The sequence below is a fragment of the Arthrobacter sp. Z4-13 genome, from assembly GCF_054792705.1.
Map to the genome: position 1 here is coordinate 3,404,934 of NZ_CP096459.1, position 17,869 is coordinate 3,422,802.

At 64.0% G+C, this 17,869-nt stretch carries 19 protein-coding genes, 1 pseudogene and 2 riboswitches; of the genes and pseudogenes, 7 read left to right on the top strand and 13 right to left on the bottom strand.

Annotated features, from left to right (window positions below):
* Positions 1-19 precede the first annotated feature (19 nt).
* From lipA to gcvP, 6 genes are all read right to left on the bottom strand, one after another.
* Positions 20-1,027: a lipoyl synthase gene (gene lipA / locus M1E07_RS17520; RefSeq protein WP_461187898.1), complete on the bottom strand. Its 1,008-nt coding sequence runs from the start codon at positions 1,025-1,027 to the stop codon at positions 20-22.
* A gap of 13 nt (positions 1,028-1,040) precedes the next feature.
* A complete protein-coding gene (locus M1E07_RS17525; protein ID WP_461187899.1) occupies positions 1,041-2,468 on the bottom strand; it encodes an L-serine ammonia-lyase in 1,428 nt (475 codons plus the stop codon).
* 98 nt (positions 2,469-2,566) lie between these two features.
* Positions 2,567-3,877 carry a serine hydroxymethyltransferase gene (gene glyA / locus M1E07_RS17530; protein WP_461187900.1) on the bottom strand — a complete coding sequence of 437 codons (1,311 nt, stop codon included), beginning with the start codon at positions 3,875-3,877 and terminating at the stop codon, positions 2,567-2,569.
* Entirely contained in the window at positions 3,874-4,257 is a 384-nt protein-coding gene (gene gcvH / locus M1E07_RS17535) for a glycine cleavage system protein GcvH (protein WP_461187901.1), read from the bottom strand. The genes glyA and gcvH overlap by 4 nt, the downstream gene beginning before the upstream one ends.
* A 205-nt stretch (positions 4,258-4,462) precedes the next feature.
* Positions 4,463-5,596 (bottom strand): glycine cleavage system aminomethyltransferase GcvT, encoded by a 1,134-nt coding sequence (gene gcvT / locus M1E07_RS17540; protein WP_461187902.1) that lies wholly within the window; start codon positions 5,594-5,596, stop codon positions 4,463-4,465.
* Positions 5,597-5,600: 4 nt separating this feature from the next.
* Positions 5,601-8,495 (bottom strand): aminomethyl-transferring glycine dehydrogenase, encoded by a 2,895-nt coding sequence (gene gcvP, locus M1E07_RS17545; protein ID WP_461187903.1) that lies wholly within the window; start codon positions 8,493-8,495, stop codon positions 5,601-5,603.
* Between the two features lie 52 nt (positions 8,496-8,547).
* Positions 8,548-8,653: riboswitch (glycine riboswitch) on the bottom strand.
* Between the two features lies 1 nt (position 8,654).
* A riboswitch (glycine riboswitch) is annotated at positions 8,655-8,752 on the bottom strand.
* Between the two features lie 147 nt (positions 8,753-8,899).
* Here gcvP and M1E07_RS17550 point away from each other — a divergent pair.
* A complete protein-coding gene (locus tag M1E07_RS17550) occupies positions 8,900-9,262 on the top strand; it encodes a hypothetical protein (protein ID WP_461187904.1) in 363 nt (120 codons plus the stop codon).
* A 25-nt stretch (positions 9,263-9,287) separates the two neighbouring features.
* Here M1E07_RS17550 and M1E07_RS17555 read toward each other — a convergent pair whose 3' ends face one another.
* Positions 9,288-9,464, bottom strand: coding sequence for a hypothetical protein (locus M1E07_RS17555; protein ID WP_461190483.1), 177 nt, complete (start codon positions 9,462-9,464; stop codon positions 9,288-9,290).
* On the opposite strand from M1E07_RS17555, the pseudogene M1E07_RS17560 reads away from it, so the two are divergent.
* Positions 9,412-9,681, top strand: a pseudogene (locus M1E07_RS17560) (VOC family protein); the annotation flags it as partial. The gene M1E07_RS17555 and the pseudogene M1E07_RS17560 sit on opposite strands and share 53 nt — an antisense overlap.
* A 17-nt stretch (positions 9,682-9,698) precedes the next feature.
* Here M1E07_RS17560 and M1E07_RS17565 read toward each other — a convergent pair.
* Positions 9,699-10,043, bottom strand: coding sequence for a hypothetical protein (locus tag M1E07_RS17565; protein WP_461187905.1), 345 nt, complete (start codon positions 10,041-10,043; stop codon positions 9,699-9,701).
* 114 nt (positions 10,044-10,157) lie between these two features.
* The gene (locus M1E07_RS17570; RefSeq protein ID WP_461187906.1) at positions 10,158-10,292 is read right to left on the bottom strand and encodes a hypothetical protein; all 135 of its coding nucleotides are present in this window, start codon (positions 10,290-10,292) and stop codon (positions 10,158-10,160) included.
* Between the two features lie 289 nt (positions 10,293-10,581).
* On the opposite strand from M1E07_RS17570, the gene M1E07_RS17575 reads away from it, so the two are divergent.
* Positions 10,582-10,926 carry a PadR family transcriptional regulator gene (locus tag M1E07_RS17575; RefSeq protein ID WP_461187907.1) on the top strand — a complete coding sequence of 115 codons (345 nt, stop codon included), beginning with the start codon at positions 10,582-10,584 and terminating at the stop codon, positions 10,924-10,926.
* A complete protein-coding gene (locus M1E07_RS17580; protein WP_461187908.1) occupies positions 10,923-11,309 on the top strand; it encodes a hypothetical protein in 387 nt (128 codons plus the stop codon). Before M1E07_RS17575 ends, M1E07_RS17580 begins: the two co-directional genes overlap by 4 nt.
* Here M1E07_RS17580 and M1E07_RS17585 read toward each other — a convergent pair.
* Positions 11,276-11,755, bottom strand: coding sequence for a hypothetical protein (locus M1E07_RS17585; RefSeq protein WP_461187909.1), 480 nt, complete (start codon positions 11,753-11,755; stop codon positions 11,276-11,278). The genes M1E07_RS17580 and M1E07_RS17585 overlap by 34 nt on opposite strands.
* Entirely contained in the window at positions 11,752-12,000 is a 249-nt protein-coding gene (locus tag M1E07_RS17590; protein WP_461187910.1) for a hypothetical protein, read from the bottom strand. Before M1E07_RS17590 ends, M1E07_RS17585 begins: the two co-directional genes overlap by 4 nt.
* A 178-nt stretch (positions 12,001-12,178) precedes the next feature.
* Between M1E07_RS17590 and M1E07_RS17595 the strand changes: the two genes are divergently transcribed.
* Positions 12,179-12,757 (top strand): GNAT family N-acetyltransferase, encoded by a 579-nt coding sequence (locus M1E07_RS17595; RefSeq protein ID WP_461187911.1) that lies wholly within the window; start codon positions 12,179-12,181, stop codon positions 12,755-12,757.
* Positions 12,758-12,807: 50 nt separating this feature from the next.
* Here M1E07_RS17595 and M1E07_RS17600 read toward each other — a convergent pair whose 3' ends face one another.
* A complete protein-coding gene (locus M1E07_RS17600; RefSeq protein ID WP_461187912.1) occupies positions 12,808-13,581 on the bottom strand; it encodes a GOLPH3/VPS74 family protein in 774 nt (257 codons plus the stop codon).
* 93 nt (positions 13,582-13,674) lie between these two features.
* Positions 13,675-15,318, bottom strand: a complete 1,644-nt coding sequence (locus tag M1E07_RS17605; RefSeq protein WP_461187913.1) for a serine hydrolase — start codon at positions 15,316-15,318, stop codon at positions 13,675-13,677.
* Between the two features lie 95 nt (positions 15,319-15,413).
* On the opposite strand from M1E07_RS17605, the gene M1E07_RS17610 reads away from it, so the two are divergent.
* Both M1E07_RS17610 and M1E07_RS17615 read left to right on the top strand, forming a co-directional pair.
* Positions 15,414-15,827, top strand: coding sequence for a hypothetical protein (locus M1E07_RS17610; RefSeq protein WP_461187914.1), 414 nt, complete (start codon positions 15,414-15,416; stop codon positions 15,825-15,827).
* Between the two features lie 257 nt (positions 15,828-16,084).
* The gene (locus tag M1E07_RS17615) at positions 16,085-17,671 is read left to right on the top strand and encodes a phospholipase D family protein (protein ID WP_461187915.1); all 1,587 of its coding nucleotides are present in this window, start codon (positions 16,085-16,087) and stop codon (positions 17,669-17,671) included.
* The last annotated feature ends 198 nt before the right edge of the window (positions 17,672-17,869 follow it).

Genomic DNA, 17,869 nt, shown 5'->3' on the forward strand with positions numbered 1-17,869 from the left:
GGGCTGCCTGTTGGAACACTCAGGAGTGGGCTGCGAGGAGGGAGCTGGCTTCCTGGCGGGTGGTGCCGGAGGACTCGATGTGGGCCAGTTCGGCGGGGATTTCCCAGCCCTTCTTGCGCATCGCGGTGGCCCAGAGCCGCCCGGCCCGGTAGGAGGAGCGGACCAGCGGGCCACTCATCACGCCGAGGAAGCCGAGCTCGGCGGCCTCGTCCTGCAGGTCCACGAATTCCTGCGGCTTGACCCACCGGTCCACCGGCAGGTGCCGCTCGGACGGGCGCAGGTACTGGGTGATCGTGATCAGGTCACACCCGGCCTCGTGCAGGTCCCGCAGCGCTTCGGAGATCTCCTCGCGGGTCTCGCCCATGCCCAGGATCAGGTTGGACTTGGTCACCATGCCCAGGTTCCGGCCCTGCGTGATCACATCCAGGGACCGCTCGTACCGGAACGCGGGCCGGATCCGCTTGAAAATCCGCGGCACGGTCTCCACGTTGTGCGCGAACACCTCAGGCTTGGAATCGCAGATCGCCTCAATGTGTTCGGGTTTGCCGGAGAAATCCGGAATCAGCAGCTCCACGCCGGTGCCGGGGTTCAACTCGTGGATCTTGCGGACCGTCTCGGCATACAGCCACACGCCCTCGTCCTCGAGATCATCCCGGGCCACACCGGTGACGGTGGCGTAGCGCAGCTGCATCGCCTGCACCGACCTGGCCACCTTGGTGGGTTCGAACCGGTCCACCGGGGAGGGTTTGCCGGTATCGATCTGGCAGAAATCACACCTGCGGGTGCACTCGGAGCCGCCGATCAGGAACGTGGCTTCCTTGTCCTCCCAGCACTCAAAGATGTTGGGGCAGCCGGCCTCCTCACACACCGTGTGCAGGCCTTCCTTCTTCACCAGGTTCTTGAGCTGGACGAACTCCGGGCCCATCTGGACCTTGGCCTTGATCCACTCCGGCTTCCGCTCCACCGGGACAGCGGAGTTGCGCTGTTCAACGCGCAAAAGCTTCCGGCCTTCAGGTGCCAATGTCATCAGTACTCTTTCCTTAGCATTCCACGACGTTGACGGCGAGGCCGCCCATAGCCGTTTCCTTGTATTTGGAGCTCATGTCCTTGCCGGTCTCGCGCATGGTCACGATGACCTCGTCGAGCGAGACCCGGTGCGAACCGTCGCCCCAGAGCGCCATCTTCGCGGCGTTGATCGCCTTCGCCGCCGCGATCGCGTTCCGTTCGATGCAGGGAACCTGCACCAGCCCGCCGATCGGATCACACGTCAGGCCCAGGTTGTGCTCCATGGCAATCTCGGCGGCGTTCTCCACCTGCGCCGGCGTCCCGCCCATGACCTCGGCCAAGCCCGCCGCTGCCATGGACGACGCCGACCCCACCTCGCCCTGGCAGCCCACCTCGGCACCCGAGATGGAGGCCTGCTCCTTGTACAGCACCCCCACGGCACCGGCGGCGAGCAGGAACTTCACCACGACGTCGTCGCGGTCCTCCTGGCTGGCGTTTTCCATTCCCGGCGCAAAGTGCAGGGCGTAATACAGCACCGCCGGAATGATCCCGGCCGCCCCGTTCGTAGGCGCGGTAACCACCCGGCCGCCGGACGCGTTCTCCTCATTCACGGCCAGGGCGATCAAGTTAACCCACTCCTGCCAATACTTCGGGTCATGGAACTCCTGGTCCTGGCCTTCACTGTCCGGCCGCGAACTCTCCTTCTTCAGCCGGTCATACCAATCCGGGGCACGACGCCGGACCTTCAACCCCCCGGGCAGCACGCCTTCGCGCTGCAGGCTGGTCTGCACACAGCCCTCCATCACGGAGTAGATGTGCAGCAGACCCGCCCGGATCTCCTCGGGAGTGCGGCTGTCCTCCTCGTTGACGCGCATCACGTCACTGATGCCCAGCCCGGTTTCCCGGCAGTGCTCCAGCAGTTCGGCAGCGGTGCGGAAGGGCAGGGGCAGCTCTTTCTTGGATTCCTCCAGCTCCTGCTGCGCGGCGTCCTCCTCGCCCTCACGGACGATGAAACCGCCGCCCACCGAGAAGAACGTGGCCGTGTGCAGGACCTGGCCGTTGGCATCGGACACCGTGAACGTCATGCCGTTGGTGTGCCGCGGCAGAATGGTCAACGGCCGCAGCACCATGTCCTTCACCCCATACGGCAGGGGCACAGCACCCGCCAACTGCAGCATGCCGGTCCCGGCAATCGTCGCCAGCCGCTCCTCCACCTCATCAGGCAGGATCAACTCCGGATGGAAGCCCTCCAGCCCCAGCAGGATCGCCGTCATCGTGCCGTGCCCGTGGCCCGTCGCCGCGAGCGACCCAAACAGGTCAACCCGCAGCGACGCCACGTCCGCCAGCTTGCCGAGGCCCTTGAGCTCCTCCGCAAAAACGGCAGCAGCCCGCATCGGCCCCACGGTGTGGGAACTCGAAGGCCCGATCCCAATAGAGAAAAGGTCAAAGACTCCAACAGCCATGTGCGTTTCCTAACCAGTAGTTCGTGCCGAGATGGCAGTTCGCACTAGTGTTCTTCCGAATCACTGCCGCGAACTGCCAACTCGATGCGTTATTTGGGCTAGAGCCCGGGGTAGAGGGGGTGGGCTGCTGCCAGGGCTTCGACGCGGTGACGCAGGCCCGAAAGGTCTGCATCGGCGTCGGCTGTCAAAGCCTCGGCGATGATGTCCGCAACCTCGCGGAAGGCCGCTTCCCCGAACCCTCGCGTGGCCAGTGCCGGCGTGCCGATGCGCAGCCCGGAGGTGACCATCGGCGGGCGCGGGTCGAACGGGACGGCGTTGCGGTTAACCGTGATGTCGATGGCCGCGAGCCGGTCCTCGGCCTGCTGTCCGTTGAGTTCGCAGTTGCGCAGGTCTACGAGGACCAGGTGCACGTCGGTGCCGCCGGAGACCACGCTGATGCCCTTGGCGGTGACGTCCGGCTGGACCAGGCGCTCGGCCAGGATGCGGGCGCCCGCGAGGACGCGTTCCTGGCGCTCCTTGAATTCGGCCGATGCCGCGATCTTGAACGCCACGGCCTTGCCCGCAATGACGTGCTCCAGCGGGCCGCCCTGCTGACCCGGGAACACAGCCGAGTTGATCTTCTTGGCGATGTCGGCGTCGTTGGTCAGGATGATGCCGCCGCGCGGACCGGCGAGGGTCTTGTGCGTGGTGGAGGTGGTGACGTGGGCGTGCGGCACCGGTGACGGGTGCAGTCCGGCGGCCACCAGGCCGGCGAAGTGCGCCATATCCACCATCAGGGAGGCGCCCACCGAGTCGGCGATCCGGCGGAACTCGGCGAAGTCCAGCTGCCGGGCGTAGGCGGACCAGCCGGCAACGATCAGCGCGGGCTTGTGCTCCTGCGCCAGGCGCTCCACTTCGGCCATGTCCACGGTGTGGCTGTCCTCGCGGACGCCGTAGGGCACCACGTTGTACAGCTTGCCGGAGAAGTTGATCTTCATGCCGTGGGTGAGGTGGCCGCCGTGGGCCAGGTTCAGGCCCATGATGGTGTCGCCGGGCTTGATCAGCGCATGCATCACCGAGGCATTGGCCTGCGCTCCGGAGTGCGGCTGCACGTTCGCAAACCCCGCGCCGAACAGTGCCTTGATCCGGTCGATGGCGAGCTGTTCGATGACGTCCACGTGCTCGCAGCCGCCGTAATAGCGCTTGCCCGGGTAGCCCTCTGCGTACTTGTTGGTCAGCACCGAACCTTGCGCCTGCATCACGGCGACGGCGGTGTGGTTCTCGGAGGCAATCATCTCCAGGCCGTCGCGCTGGCGGGTGAGTTCGTCGTCGATCTTCGCGGCGACCTCCGGGTCCAAGGCAGACAGGTCCGAGTCCAGGGACGGGGAGACGACCTGCTCGAAGGCGGTGACTTCCGCGGAGGCGCTCACAGCTCGCCGCCGTTAGCTGCAGCGTACTCTTCAGCGGACATCAGCGGGCCCTCTTCGGCGACTGCCACCTTGAACAGCCAGCCGGCGCCGTAGGGATCGTTGTTGATCAGGGCGGGGTCGGAGACTACTTCATCGTTGATCTCCACCACTTCACCGGTGACGGGAGCGTAAAGGTCCGAGACGGACTTGGTGGATTCCACCTCGCCGCAGGTCTCCCCCGCGGTCACTGTGGAACCCACCTCGGGCAGATCCACGTACACGATGTCGCCCAGGGCTTCGGCAGCCACAGCCGAGATACCAATGTTGGTGGGGCCGGATCCGTCAGCAGCAACCCACTCGTGCTCGGCGGAGTACTTCAGTTCAGCAACAACTTTTGCCATGTGTAATTCCTTAGGTTCGTGTTTGAAAAGTGAGAGAGCGTCGGGTTAAACCGTGCGAAAAGTGATGGCGCGTTCGGTCGAAACGTGCGGTAAGTGATGGCGCGTCGGGAGGGGCCGGCATCCGGAAGCGTGCGTCTAAGGGAGCGTCGCGTCCGCGCAGCGGGCGCCTTCGCGACCGAGCACGCGGAGGATGTCGGCCCCTCCCTTACTTCTGGCGCTTGTAGAACGGGAGCTCTACTACCTCGAACGGCTCTGGCTTCCCGCGGAGGTCGATGTCGAGGGCAGTGCCAAGTTCGGAGTGTTCGACGTCGACGTAGGCCAGGGCGACCGGGTACCCCAGGGTGGGGCTCGGCTGGCCGGAGGTCACCTCACCCACGACGTTGCCGTCCTTGAGGACCGGGTAGTGGCTGCGGCCGGCTCGGCGGCCCAGGCCCTTGAGGCCCACAAGCTTGCGGCCCGAGGTGGAGCCTGCACCCAAAGCCTTGAGCTCCGCCAGCACGGCCCTGCCCACGAAGTCCGACTCCTTCTTGAGCGAGACAACCGGACCCAGTCCGGCCGCGTAGGGGTTGCCTTCGCGGGACAGCTCGTTGCCGTAGAGCGGCATGCCGGCTTCGAGGCGCAGCGAGTCCCGGCAGGCCAGGCCGGCGGGGATGAGCCCGTAACCGGCGCCAACTTCCAGGAGCACGTCCCACAGGCCGGTGGCGTCCTCGTTGGGGACGTAGATTTCGAAGCCGTCCTCGCCGGTGTAGCCGGTGCGGGCCAGGAGCAACTCCTGAACGGCGCCGTTGACGGTAATACCTACCTCCACCGCCGCGTAGTACTTCAGCTCAGTTACCAGGGAGTGCTGTTCGGCAGGGATCAGCGTCAGCAGGATGGCCTCGGCGTTCGGTCCCTGCACGGCGATGAGCGAGGTCTCGGCGGACACGTCCTCCACGCTGACATCGAAGTTGGCGGCCCGCTCAGCCAATGCAACGGCAACCACCGCAGCATTGCCGGCGTTGGGGATCACCAGGTACTTCTGTTCGCCAAGGCGGTAGGAGATGAGGTCGTCGATAATGCCGCCGTCTTCCTGGCAGATCAGCGAGTACTTTGCCTTGCCCACGGCCACGGCGGAGAGCTTGCCAACCAGTGCGTAATCGAGGAACGCAGCGGCGTCGGGGCCGGTGACCCAGACTTCGCCCATGTGGGAGAGGTCGAAGAGGCCGGCGGCGTTGCGCACGGCGTGGTGCTCAGCCAGCTCGGAGCTGTACTTCAGGGGCATCTGCCAGCCGCCGAAATCGGTGAAGGAAGCGCCGGCAATCTTGTGCTGCTCGTACAGCGCGGTGTAGTTCTCAGTCATGGGATCAGCCTTCCAATCCGGTTGTTGAGCTTGTCGAAACCTCGAACTCGGAAAGCGGAGGGCAGGAGCAGACCAGGTTGCGGTCCCCTGCTGCGCCATCGATGCGGCCCACCGGCGGGAAGTACTTGTCCTGCCGGAGCGATGCCACCGGGAAGGCGGCCTGCTCACGCGGGTAGGAACGGTTCCAGTGGGAGGAGACGACGGCGGCTGCCGTGTGGGGTGCGTTGCGCAGCGGGGAGTTCTCCAAGGTGAAGTCGCCGGCGGCCACCTGGTCGATTTCCTTGCGGATGGTGATCATGGCTTCGATGAAGCGGTCGATCTCGGCGAGGTCCTCGGACTCGGTGGGCTCCACCATCAGGGTTCCGGCCACCGGGAAGGACAGCGTGGGGGCGTGGAAGCCGAAGTCGATGAGGCGCTTGGCCACGTCCTCGGCGGTGACGCCGGTCTTGGCAGTCAGGTCGCGCAGGTCCAGGATGCATTCATGCGCCACAAGCCCGCTCTCGCCGGTGTAGAGCACGGGGAAGTGCTCATCGAGCCGCGCGGCAACGTAGTTCGCAGCCAGCAGCGCCGACTTGGTGGCCTCGGTCAGGCCCTGGCCGCCCATGAGCTTTACGTAGGCCCAGGAAATCGGCAGCACGCCGGCTGAACCGAAACGCGAAGCGGAGATGGCAACGCCTTTTTGTCCGGCAGGGCCAGAATCGTGTGCAGCCTTGTTGGCGTCGCCCGGCATGAACGGTGCAAGGTGCGCTTTCGCAGCAACAGGGCCGACGCCGGGTCCGCCGCCGCCGTGCGGGATGCAGAAGGTTTTGTGCAGGTTCAGGTGGGAGACGTCGCCGCCGAACTTGCCCGGCTGGGCCAGCCCAACAAGCGCGTTGAGGTTGGCCCCGTCAACGTACACCTGGCCACCGGCTGCGTGGATCGCGTCGCACACCTCGCGCACATCGGAGTCGTAGACACCGTGGGTGGACGGGTAGGTGATCATGATGGCCGAGAGGACGTCCTTGTGGGCCTCAATCTTGGCCTGCAGGTCGGCGTGGTCAATGGTGCCGTCAGCAGCCGTGGCCACCACGACCACCTTCATGCCGGCAAGAACGGCTGAGGCGGCGTTCGTGCCGTGGGCCGAGGCCGGGATCAGGCAGACGTTGCGCTGTGCCTCCCCACGGGAGTGGTGGTAGCCGCGGATGGCGAGCAGGCCGGCCAGCTCACCCTGGGAGCCGGCATTCGGCTGGATGGACACCTGGTCGTACCCGGTGATCTCCGCCAGGTCGGATTCCAGGCCGGAAATCAGCTCACGCCAGCCGGCAGTCTGCGAATCCGGAGCGAACGGGTGGATGGAGGCGAACTCCGGCCAGGAAATGGCTTCCATCTCGGCGGTGGCGTTCAGCTTCATGGTGCAGGAGCCCAGCGGGATCATGGTGCGGTCCAGCGCCAGGTCCCGGTCCGAGAGACGGCGGATGTAGCGCAGGAGCTGGGTTTCGGAGCGGTGGGTGTTGAACACCGGGTGCTGCAGGTAGGTGGAGGTGCGCAGCACCGGCTCGGGCAGCTCGAACCCGGCGGCGTCCACAACGGGACCGGCGCCAAAGGCTACGACAACCGCGGAGAGGACCTCCGGCGTCGTGGTTTCATCGACTGACACGCCAACTGTGTCCGCATCGATGAGGCGCAGGTTGATCCCGCGGGCTTCGGCCGCGGTGATCACCTTGGCGGCCTTGCCGGGCACGCGGACGGTGATGGTGTCGAAGAAGGTGTCGGACACCAGTTCGCGGCCGGCGATCGTCAGTGTGGTGGCCAGGGCGCGGGCGTTGTTGTGGACGGTTTCGGCGATCGCCTTCAGCCCGTCGGGGCCGTGGTAGACGGCGTAGAAGGACGAGACGATGGCGAGGAGGGCCTGCGCGGTGCAGATGTTGGAGGTGGCCTTCTCGCGGCGGATGTGCTGCTCGCGGGTCTGGAGGGCCAGGCGGTAGGCGGGGACACCGGCGTCGTCTTTGGAAACACCGACGATGCGGCCGGGGAGGGTGCGCTCCATGCCCTGGCGGACGGCCATGTAGGCGGCGTGCGGGCCGCCGAAGAACAGCGGGACGCCCAGGCGCTGGGTGGAGCCGACGGCGATATCCGCGCCCTGCTCGCCCGGCGGGGTAATGAGCGTGAGGGCCAGGAGGTCGGCGGCGACGGTGACCAGCGCGCCGCGGTCCTTGGCCTCGGCGATGACGGCGGACTGGTCCCAGACCCGGCCGGAAACGCCGGGCTGCTGCAGGACGAGGCCGTTGATGTCACCCTCGGGCAGGCCGTGGGTGAGGTCGGCAATTTCCACCTCGAAGCCAAGGGCTTCGGCGCGGCCCAGCACGATGGCGATGGTCTGCGGGAGCAGGTCGGCGTCGAGGACGGTCTTGCCGTCTTTCGCGGACTTGTCCTTGTTGGCACGGCGCATCAGGAGCACCGCTTCGGCAACGGCCGTGGCCTCGTCAAGGAGGGACGCGTTGGCCACCGGGAGCGCGGTGAGGTCCTGGACCATGGTCTGGAAGTTCAGCAGTGCCTCGAGCCGGCCCTGGGAAATCTCGGGCTGGTACGGGGTGTAGGCGGTGTACCAGGCAGGGGCTTCGAGGATGTTGCGGCGGATCACCGGCGGGGTCACGGTGTCGTAGTAGCCCTGGCCGATCATCTGCACGGCCGTCTTGTTTTTGCCGGCCAGCTTGCGGAGCTCGGCGAGGACCTGGACTTCGCTCAGGGCGCTCTCGAGGGTGAGCGGCTTGTCCTGGCGGATGGAATCGGGAACCGCGCTGTCAACGAGGCCATCAACGCTGTCGTAGCCGACGGCCTTGAGCATAGTATCAAGGTCGGCTTGGCGGCGCGCGCCGATATGGCGGTCTGCGAAGGTGGTTGGGGACGATTGAACCGTCATGAGAGGAACTCCATAATTCAGGTGGTGCCGAAACACCACGTTGATTCGGGTTCCTCCCCGCTCTGTATTGGACCTGAGAGTTTTGCGTTGCCTGCTGTTCGCAGAGCGCCACTTGCACCGTCGGTGAGCCCGGTTGCCCGGACTGCTTTCCAGAGTTGCCTTGCCGCGGCGGTACGTGGGCCTGAGAGATTCCTGGGGAGGATTTGCTCCTACGGCGCCTGCAGAACGTACCGGCAGGACTCTCCCGCCGCAGATCATAAGCATGTGCCACTGGTGGGTGACACGGCTCACACCTTACAGGGTTGCGGGGCGGGATGCAAAATTACCGTCCGATGGGTCGGAAATTCCGCCCCTTCCACAACCCCAACCACCTGTCGGATAATTGAAGACCCTCAAGAGGCGGGATGAGCACGATGACCAGCCACACCATTGCCGTCCATATCACGGTGGACGATCAGTCCCACCCCGCTGCGGTCTCCGAGTTGCTTGCTGAGTTGTCGTCCCGCTTCAAGGAAGTAACGCGGGCGGAGTTCATGCTGGGCGGGCAGCGCTGGGGCGGCGCGGAAACGCTCAACGTCCGCCGGGTGAAGACCGCCGCAGATGTGGTGGCTGTGTCTGCGCGTGACCGGAGGCATTTGGCGGCCCAGCTGGAAGCCGCGCTTGCCCACCGCGAAGCCGGCTACGGCGACGCTGAAGTGGGGGCGCTGTGGGAGTTCGCGAACAGCCTTGCGCGCACCCTTCAGATCGGCGCATCGGACCGGTTGTGACGGCGGCGTTGCCCTTTTTGGTGCCCTATTGCTTGTTGGAGCTGGTCCTTCTGCCGATCGTGTGGCCCGGCCAGAACGCCAGGACAAGCAGGCCGATAACGGCTACGGCCAAGCCAATCTGCGTCCCCTGGGTAACGAAGGCCAGCGGGACCTGGGTGACCCTCGTACCGGCGGCGGGCCCGGGTGCGCAGCTTGCACTCATGCTGAGCGAGACGCCTGTCCAGGAGCACCCGCGGATACACCTTGACCTGTACGCGGACGACCAGGACGCGGAGGTGGAACGGCTGCTCTCCCTCGGCGCGCAGCGGGTTGACTGGGACCTGTACCCGGAGGAACCCGACTTTGTGGTCCTCGCCGATCCCGACGGGAACCGGTTCCGGGTTGTTGACAAGAGCCCGGCGGTAGCCCCGCCCAATTGAGGGCCGCATCATTCCAGCTACGCAGCTAGAGGTATATCGAACAGCCGCTCCGCCAGCGTGATGAGGTGGCGCGGAGCGTCCGCTTCCTCGCCCGGCTTGCCGTGGCCCAGGAACATGGCCGTTCCGTGGATGGTTTCGTCCAGATCGATGCCCGCTTCGCGGATGAGGACTTCCGCCCGGACATTCTCGGCGTACCTGATTCCCTCACTGTCCAGGTACACGTGCCAGTCTCCGCTGGTGACAAGTCCTACGTTGCCGGCGGCCACACGCTGCAGTGCCGCCACGTCCAACTCCACGGTTCTGATGTGGACCGGATTAACGAGGCGGGCAGGGACGATCAGGGCATTGAGGGAGGTGTTCATGGTGGCGTCCTTGTAACGGGATACTTCAACTCTGGTGGTGGCTTGCGGCAACGGCTGGTTTGGCGCGGGCAGCCGACCAGGCTAGGAGTCCCGAATTCGGCTGCCCGCTGGCTTTTAGCGCTGGTTTTTGCGTGGCTTTAAGAATTTAATTTCACTGTTTACGCTTTTGGCTTTTTTATCTGCTCTTTTTTCAAGGATCGACTTGCCGACTTTTTTAGCAGCGCCGCTTTTGGGGGATTTTCCGGACATCGGAATCACGCCTTTCCATGCTTTGCGTTACCCGATACCATACCTGCTTTTATTTTTTTATCCAGTCCTTCAAAAACCGCTTAAGGCCGCACCCTACGCCCGTCCTTGCGGGTTTCCGGGCGTGACCGGCGAAGTCATGCTGATTTCGAAAAAGTGACGCAAAAGCAGTTTTTTGTTTTTCCTGTCAGCGCTTTCAACAAAAGCAGGAAATTGCAGGCAGTTGCGTCGCGTTTTTACGTCCGGCACAAACCGGCTTGCCAACCTACATAGGTAGTGACACGATCTAACTATGGAAGATCTCGACTTTGACCAAGAGTTGATCCGGGCGGCACTGCCGCAGGCGGTGCTCGCGGTGCTCAGTCGTGGGGAAAGCCACGGCTACGCCATCGCCGAGGTCCTCCGCCTTCATGGCTTCGCCCGCATCAAGGGGGGAACGCTGTATCCCCTCCTGAAAAGACTGGAAGACCTCAACTTTGTTAGGCACACCTGGCAGCACGATCAGGCGGGGCCGGGCCGCAAGCAGTTCACACTCACGGAGACAGGACGCGCAGAGCTGACCCGAACGGCAGCAGCGTGGGGCCGGATGAGCCAAGCCCTCGCCAACATTCGAACATCAGGACAGGAACAGTCATGAACTACGAGCGAAACCTAACCTTCAACCTCAGGATCCGCGGCTTGTCAGAATCCGAGATCACGGAAGTTCTCGACGAGGTGCGGGCTCATCAGGCAGCAGCAGGGACTTCAGCGGCAACAGAATTCGGCACAGCCGAGGAGTATGCAAAGCAGTTTCCCAAGAAGAAGCGGCAGACACTAGGACGCACTATTACGGCCCTTGGAGCTGGGTTGGCGATCGCCTACATTCTCCTTGCGGTCCTCCTGATGTTGCTTTTTAAAATCGACATTCGCGACTTTGTAGGCCCGGCAACGCTTCTGCCGGCAGCCATGCTGATCCTGACCGGCGTCTTCGCAGGATTCCTCATCGATTACTTCAAGCCAGCAGGTCGTTCCGTTCGCTGACGTTCCGATCGTTGTCGGCAGAACTGGTACGCCAGCCAGATCGTTCCGAGGATCGGCAGAAGGGGAAAAGTGTGCCTGCCAATAGCGACCAGGAAGACGAAGGCAATCCAAAGAACAGCGGTGATAACAGTCATCGAAATAAGCGTCTTGCGCGTGATCGGAAAGGAGGGCAGCACTATACCTTCGGCGCGGAGCTTGGATGATTCACGTACGACCCCACGGATCAGTGGACCGAAGACAGCAGCCGAAGCCGTGAGGGCTAAAAGCGTGCGCCAGGGTTGTGGAATTTCCAGTGCATCCAAGGCGCTGGCCAGGAGTGCGCCTAAAAGGAAAAACCACCACATTCCCCAGACAGCAAGCCGCCTTCGCTTCGGCGGCATACCCTCGAGCGTATCCGGTGGCCACGCTTGCCACTCATACTTCTTGTTGCTCTGATCCGTACTCAAGCGCTCCAACTGGCGTGGTCAGGGTGGCACTCTTCGCTGCTGGGGCCGGCGAGTATCGCCCGGATTTTCCCGTAGTCGAACACGCCTCTGCCCCAGTCCACTTCCATGGCGTGCAAGGCCTGGCGGTTCCGTCGCTCCGCTTCGCACTCAGGCAAGGCCGTTGTTGACATGCCCTGCTCCAGTAGGAACAGGCCTGGCCGCTCACCAGGTGTGACGGCAGTGATGATCTGGTCGCTCATGGTCATCCCCCAATACTGCGCAGATACGGTCGGTGTGATGCTGCTCACCGGGTGCCAAACTATCCCAGCAGCAGGCAGGTTTGGTCAAGACCCTGGGCCGGTCGTTGTGGATTGCGCAAGGTGAGTTCTGAATTTGTCATGGCAAATACGGCCGGCCACACCGCCCTGGTGCGAGAATGTCGGCATGTTCGTATTCCTGGAGACGGAGCGGCTGTTGCTGCGGCAGTTTGATCTCCGTGATGCCGACCTGCTCGTGGAGCTCGACGGCGATCCGCGCGTCATGCGGTACATCACGGGTGGCACCCCGACGCCCCGGGATGAGGTTGAAGGCGAGGTACTCCCGGCGTTCCTTGGCTACTACCGTCGGTACGCAGGTTATGGTTTCTGGGCTGTGATCGAGAAGTCGACAGGAGATTTCCTCGGTTGGTTTCACTATCGGCCCGCCCCCGACGCGCCGCAAAACGAGCCGGAACTGGGCTACCGATTGCGCTTCGACGTCTGGGGAAAGGGATACGCGACTGAGGGTGCCCGTGCACTGATTGCCAAGGGGTTTAACGAGTTTGAGGTGCAACGGGTCGTCGCTTCGACCATGGCCGTTAACACGGCTTCGCGTCGGGTGATGGAAAAATCCGGGATGCGGTTCATACGTGCTTTCGTCGCTGACTGGCCGGTGTCGATTCCAGGCGATGAACACGGCGACGTCGAGTACGCGACTAGCCGGAGCGAGTGGGAACAGAACCGCGCCGGTGTCAGTGCTGGGTGATCCGCTGACACCTGGGCGGACAACTCCGGCGCCCGGCGGTTCAGCCAGTTTCACAAATTTGCGGCTTCTTCCTCCGCCAGCCTGATCATGCGAAGCTCGTCCTCCACCGCACGGGCTGGCCAATAGTCCTTTGCCAGCTCATCTGCCCGGATCCTGTCTGCCTCAGGAAAGAGCCTGCCGAGGAGTCCGGCCGCCTGCAGCAGGGCGATCAGCACTATGGTCCGGGCGTCGGTTGCCTTGGAAACGGGCTTGGCACCGGGCGCCCTGGCACCAGGTTCCGCGGCCCCGGCCGTCCCGGCATCCGTCGTCCCTGCAACGGCCGTCCCGTCACCGGCCGCGGTGGTGTCCGGCGCCTCAAGGTTGGACGGCGGACCGCTAACTGCTGCCCGGATCTTTTCCAGGATCGCCGCCTCCGGAGCATGGTCCCGCTCCGGGTAGCGCACTGCCCGGAACCTGCCCAGGTGCTTTTCACCGACATGCTCCACGATTCCCAGAGACACCAGCCCCTCGTAGACGCGCAGCACTTCGGCACGGCTCTCCAGCACGCCGACCCACCACTTGGGAGTGTGGGGCCGGGACTTGGCACGGATGAGTTCCAGCTCGTGCTCGAACTCAGTCGTCGGGGTGCCGCCGGTAGCCCTGACGCGCTTCCCCTGCAGCTCTACAGCACCGAACAGGTCCAGCTCCGCCAGTACTGCCCCTGCCACCGTGGTCCTGAGTGCGAACAGGGGCACCTCGGGTTTGCCGCTTTGGTCGTTTGTGGCCAATAGCAGGAAGGCCTGGGGAAGGCTCAGTTCCACCGTTTTAGGAGTTTCAGCGTCCATAGGATCATGGTGGCGCAGTTGGGAAGCCACCACAATGATGATTTATATGGACGACGGCGGGACGTCCCGCCGCCGTCGTCGGAATTTCCAGCCTCAAGAGGCCCGGGTGAAGGTCCCCAGCCCGGTTCTGTCGTAGAAGTCCAGGATGACGCTGGGCGAGGTGCCGCTGCTTGCCGCCGCAAATAGTGCACCGGCCAAGCCGTTGGCGTTCTCGCCAATGGATTCGAAGCTGAAGATGTCGCCGTCGAAATGGGTGAGCGGGAAGGTCGTGGGACTGCCGGTCGGCCCCATTCTCATGGCCAATTTCCCGCCCTCTTCGAAGACCACAAGCGGGCCATAGTAGGAGTTGTTATAGGTGCCTGCGTAGGCATTGTTTGGTTTGGCAGGCGAGGAGTTGGAGGGGATCTTTGTGTAGTCGACCTCAGGTTTATCGGCCTCGTCCTGTTGCTTGAAAATGCCGGCGATAAAGGTCAACCAGTCGACGGTGGGCGATCCGTGCTGGGCTGTGTCCATAAAGTCAGCATTGATTGCTTCGGGAATCCCTTGTGGACGGCCGTTGGTCAGGGCCACAATGGCCAGTTGTTCACCGGGAAGCATCGATACGGCGGTGGCTGCGCCAAGGTTGAATGCCCCGGAATGTCCCAGTTGGACGCGGGCCTGGTCGTCGTAGGAAACGTTCCAGCCCAGCCCGTAGAAGCGGGAGCGGGCAGCAGGAGCCGACGCCGGACCGGAGAAGGCATGGGGAACATGGGATGTTTGGAGGGCAGCCGGATCAATGACGGGTTTGCCCTCGTAACTGCCGTTGCCTAGCTGTAGCCGGAGCCATTGCGCCAGATCCCGTACGGACGAACTTGCGCCCCCGGCCGGGGCTTCAGCGTCGGGGTGGCGGCGGTATTTCGCTGCCCACTCCTTGTTCCCGAGCGGCACATGAAGGATGGCCCTGTCGGTGGCCCTCTCGTAGTCCGAGTAGCGGTAACTGGACGCGGACATGCCCAGTTTGCGGAACAGGATCTCGTCGGCCAGATCCTCCCAGGTCATTTTCATCGCATCGGCTGCTGCCTGGCCGCCTTCGGTGTAGCCGAAATTGCTGTAGTTGTAGCTGGACCGGAACGTATCAAGCGGTTCCTGATTGAGATGGCTAAGGATGTAGGCACGATCGAATCCGAGGTCCTCCAGCAGATCGCCCGAACCCGTTCTTAGGCCGCTGCGGTGAGACATCAGGTCAGCGAAGGTTGCGTTCCGGGTGACGTACTCATCTTGGAGGGCGAAGCTCTTGTTGTGTTCGATAACGGGGTCGGTCCATTCGATGACCTTTTGTCCCGCTACCCCTGCGACGACGGTGGAGGCCAGGGGCTTGGATACGGAAGCCACCTGGAAGACGGTGTCAGGAGTGATTTGCTCGGGCTTTCCGACTTCCCGGACCCCGAAGCCTTTGGAATACAGCACCTCGTCCCGGTACACCACGGCTACGGCCATGCCCGGCAGTCCGGTACGTCCCATGGCATCCTGGATGAATTCGTCGAGCCTAGCCAGGGCGTTATCCACTTTTGCCCGGTCCAGCAGTGGTTCGACCTGTCCCGGCGGGGCCGGGAGCAGCGATGCCGGCGCCGCCGGTACAAGCTGTGCCGATGCAGCGGTGCAACCTGACAGCAGGGGTAACCCGGCCACGCCGGCCGCCCCAATCCCGGCCGTCTTCAGCAGCGTACGTCGGTTCGGGAAAGCGGAACCATTATTCATGTCGAATCCTTGATCCTTCGGCGGTGGGCGGTTCAGTAGGCCCCAGCCTTCCCGACAGGCTTAATAGTGGACCCCGCACTGCAGGCAGGCAATGGATGCTGCGGAAGTTGGTAGGCCAGGGCAGCGCCCAGGAATCAGCAGGCATAAGCTGGTACCAGCAGGAGGTTCCTTCCAGCCCCGGGGAGGTCGTCATAAACACCGAAACCGCAAAGGTGACCGGTCATGATGTCACCACAATCGTCTGCGTGTGCGGCAACACCGTCAGCCAGGACGGATTGATTCAGGCGAACTCACAGGGAGTGCCTGTTCATGCAGAAGCCCCCGTCCCAGAAGGGCTGGCGGCGTGGCCGGTGGACGAGGACCTCTACACGCTGTGCCCCAGATGCGGCCGCGTGTACCGGGACACCGTCATTGAGGAGACAGGGACCGCGCCCGTTGCTTTCCGCGTCGACATCACCGCTGGCCAAATAGCAGACGCAATCCGGGTGCACTGGAACCTCAGTGCCTAGGCGTTATCCGCAGGGACGCACTTTCTACTACCGTCGGTGACGCCCTGCAAAGAACTCGAACGGACGACGACGGGGGGGGGCTCCCGCCGTCGTCCGGATCCTTTTCTCAGGCGTAGCGAGGTTGCTTGGCGCGGGGCTTAGCAACGGTCCGACGACATTGACCAACACAGTCGTAGGCTACTTAGGAGGCTGGACCCTGATGGCCGGCCTGGGTCCGAAGGGAACATCGAGTGGACAACAGTGCTGGTAGATGGTTCTTGAGTGGCGCGGAGCGGGGAAACACTGCCACCGGCGTGCACGCCGGGGATGCCGGATCGGAGTCCCGGTCCGAGGGCAACCTCGTGCGGCCCCTGATCCATGGGTCCGCCTACTTCGTCCGGCTCCATGAGGAACTCACGGCCCTACAGGCCGGAGACCGTGTATGGTTCACCGATTGGCGCGGAGACGGCGACGAGCGGCTCACTGCGGACGGACCCACGATCGGTGAGCTGCTGGCGCGGTTGGCACGGGCGGGCGTGGAAGTGCGCGGCCTGATCTGGAGATCCCACGGCGAGCGCATCTCGGCCCCGATGAGCACCCGGTCCAACGAGCTCCTCAGCCGCCAGATCAATGACGCCGGCGGTGAGGTGCTGTTGGATCAGCGGGTGCGCCTCTTCGGTTGCCATCACCAGAAACTGGTGGTCATCCGCCGTCGTGACGACCCGTCGCGTGACGTCGCGTTCGTGGGCGGGATCGACCTTTCCCACGGCCGCCGGGACGACGCCGATCACGAGGGAGACCCGCAGGCGGTGGACATGGATTCCCGGTACGGGAAACAACCTCCGTGGCACGATGCCGCCCTCGAACTTCGTGGCCCGGTTGTGGCAGATGTGCTGGAGCTGTTCGCGGAACGGTGGAATGACCCCCATCCCCTGGACCACCGCACACCATACCGGATGCTGCTGCAACGCCTGGCCGATATGCCCCGGCACCCCAAACCCCTGCCGGAGACAGCGCCGCCACCGCCGCCGGCCGGCCCCCACGCCGTGCAGCTGCTGCGTACCTACGGTGTGAAGCATCCGCCGTTCCCCTTCGCCCCCAGCGGTGAGCGAAGCATTGCCAGGGCCTACACGAAAGCTTTCGCCCAGGCCCGCTCGCTGATCTATATCGAGGACCAGTACCTGTGGTCGGCTGAGGTCGCAGCCGGAATCGCAGCTGCCCTCGAAAAGAACTTAGGGTTGAACGTGATCGCCGTGGTGCCACGCTACCCGGCGTCGGACGGGCCGCTCGGAGGGCCGCCCAATCGGGTGGGGCAACTGCGTGCCATTGAAAGGATGCGCCGCGCTGCCCCCGGCAGATTCGGCGTCTTCAACCTGGAGAACAAAGCCGGGACTCCGATCTATGTCCACGCCAAGATCTGCATCATCGACGACACATGGTTCACGATCGGGTCGGACAACTTCAACCGCCGGTCCTGGACCACGGACAGCGAGCTTACCTGCGCGGTGGTCGACACCGGTGCTGGTCAGCGGGAAGCGCCCGGCACTGACACTGATCCGGAGGCTTCCCGTACGTTGGCCCATGGGCTCCGGCTCCAGCTCTGGGCCGAACACTTGGGCCTGGACCAGACTGACCTCCAGCTCCACGATCCGGCAGCCGGGCTGGGCCTGTGGAAAGCCGCCGCCGACGCCCTGGACGATTGGCATAAAACCGGCGGCCGCTCGCCCCGCCCCAGGGGTCAAGTGCGGCACCACCACGCGCAACCAGTGCGGCGCATTCAGCGTCTCTGGGCGGACCCCGTAAATCGTCTTCTGGTGGACCCGGACGGACGTCCCCGCAAAATGCGCGGCACGACCCGGTTCTAGCAAGCACGTGACTTGTATCTTGGCCCGGGGGCAGCGAACCCGTCGCTAGGGAGGCCCTGCCAGTACTCGCTGTGCAGGGAAACCGTTACAACGATCTGCACCTGGGACGTTGGGGATGACCCATCTGACTCCGTCACGCAAGTCAGAACACCACTTGCTGAGAAACCGCTTTCTCGATAGTGTCCTTTTCAGCGCTTT

Excerpts from the sequence above, each read along its gene's own strand:
- lipA (WP_461187898.1), bottom strand. The coding sequence starts at position 1,027 with ATGACATTGGCACCTGAAGGCCGGAAGCTTTTGCGCGTTGAACAGCGC.
- M1E07_RS17525 (WP_461187899.1), bottom strand. The coding sequence starts at position 2,468 with ATGGCTGTTGGAGTCTTTGACCTTTTCTCTATTGGGATCGGGCCTTCG.
- gcvH (WP_461187901.1), bottom strand. The coding sequence starts at position 4,257 with ATGGCAAAAGTTGTTGCTGAACTGAAGTACTCCGCCGAGCACGAGTGG.
- gcvT (WP_461187902.1), bottom strand. The coding sequence starts at position 5,596 with ATGACTGAGAACTACACCGCGCTGTACGAGCAGCACAAGATTGCCGGC.
- gcvP (WP_461187903.1), bottom strand. The coding sequence starts at position 8,495 with ATGACGGTTCAATCGTCCCCAACCACCTTCGCAGACCGCCATATCGGC.
- M1E07_RS17550 (WP_461187904.1), top strand. The coding sequence starts at position 8,900 with ATGAGCACGATGACCAGCCACACCATTGCCGTCCATATCACGGTGGAC.
- M1E07_RS17555 (WP_461190483.1), bottom strand. The coding sequence starts at position 9,464 with ATGAGTGCAAGCTGCGCACCCGGGCCCGCCGCCGGTACGAGGGTCACC.
- M1E07_RS17565 (WP_461187905.1), bottom strand. The coding sequence starts at position 10,043 with ATGAACACCTCCCTCAATGCCCTGATCGTCCCTGCCCGCCTCGTTAAT.
- M1E07_RS17570 (WP_461187906.1), bottom strand. The coding sequence starts at position 10,292 with ATGTCCGGAAAATCCCCCAAAAGCGGCGCTGCTAAAAAAGTCGGCAAG.
- M1E07_RS17575 (WP_461187907.1), top strand. The coding sequence starts at position 10,582 with ATGGAAGATCTCGACTTTGACCAAGAGTTGATCCGGGCGGCACTGCCG.
- M1E07_RS17580 (WP_461187908.1), top strand. The coding sequence starts at position 10,923 with ATGAACTACGAGCGAAACCTAACCTTCAACCTCAGGATCCGCGGCTTG.
- M1E07_RS17590 (WP_461187910.1), bottom strand. The coding sequence starts at position 12,000 with ATGACCATGAGCGACCAGATCATCACTGCCGTCACACCTGGTGAGCGG.
- M1E07_RS17595 (WP_461187911.1), top strand. The coding sequence starts at position 12,179 with ATGTTCGTATTCCTGGAGACGGAGCGGCTGTTGCTGCGGCAGTTTGAT.
- M1E07_RS17600 (WP_461187912.1), bottom strand. The coding sequence starts at position 13,581 with ATGGACGCTGAAACTCCTAAAACGGTGGAACTGAGCCTTCCCCAGGCC.
- M1E07_RS17605 (WP_461187913.1), bottom strand. The coding sequence starts at position 15,318 with ATGAATAATGGTTCCGCTTTCCCGAACCGACGTACGCTGCTGAAGACG.
- M1E07_RS17610 (WP_461187914.1), top strand. The coding sequence starts at position 15,414 with ATGCTGCGGAAGTTGGTAGGCCAGGGCAGCGCCCAGGAATCAGCAGGC.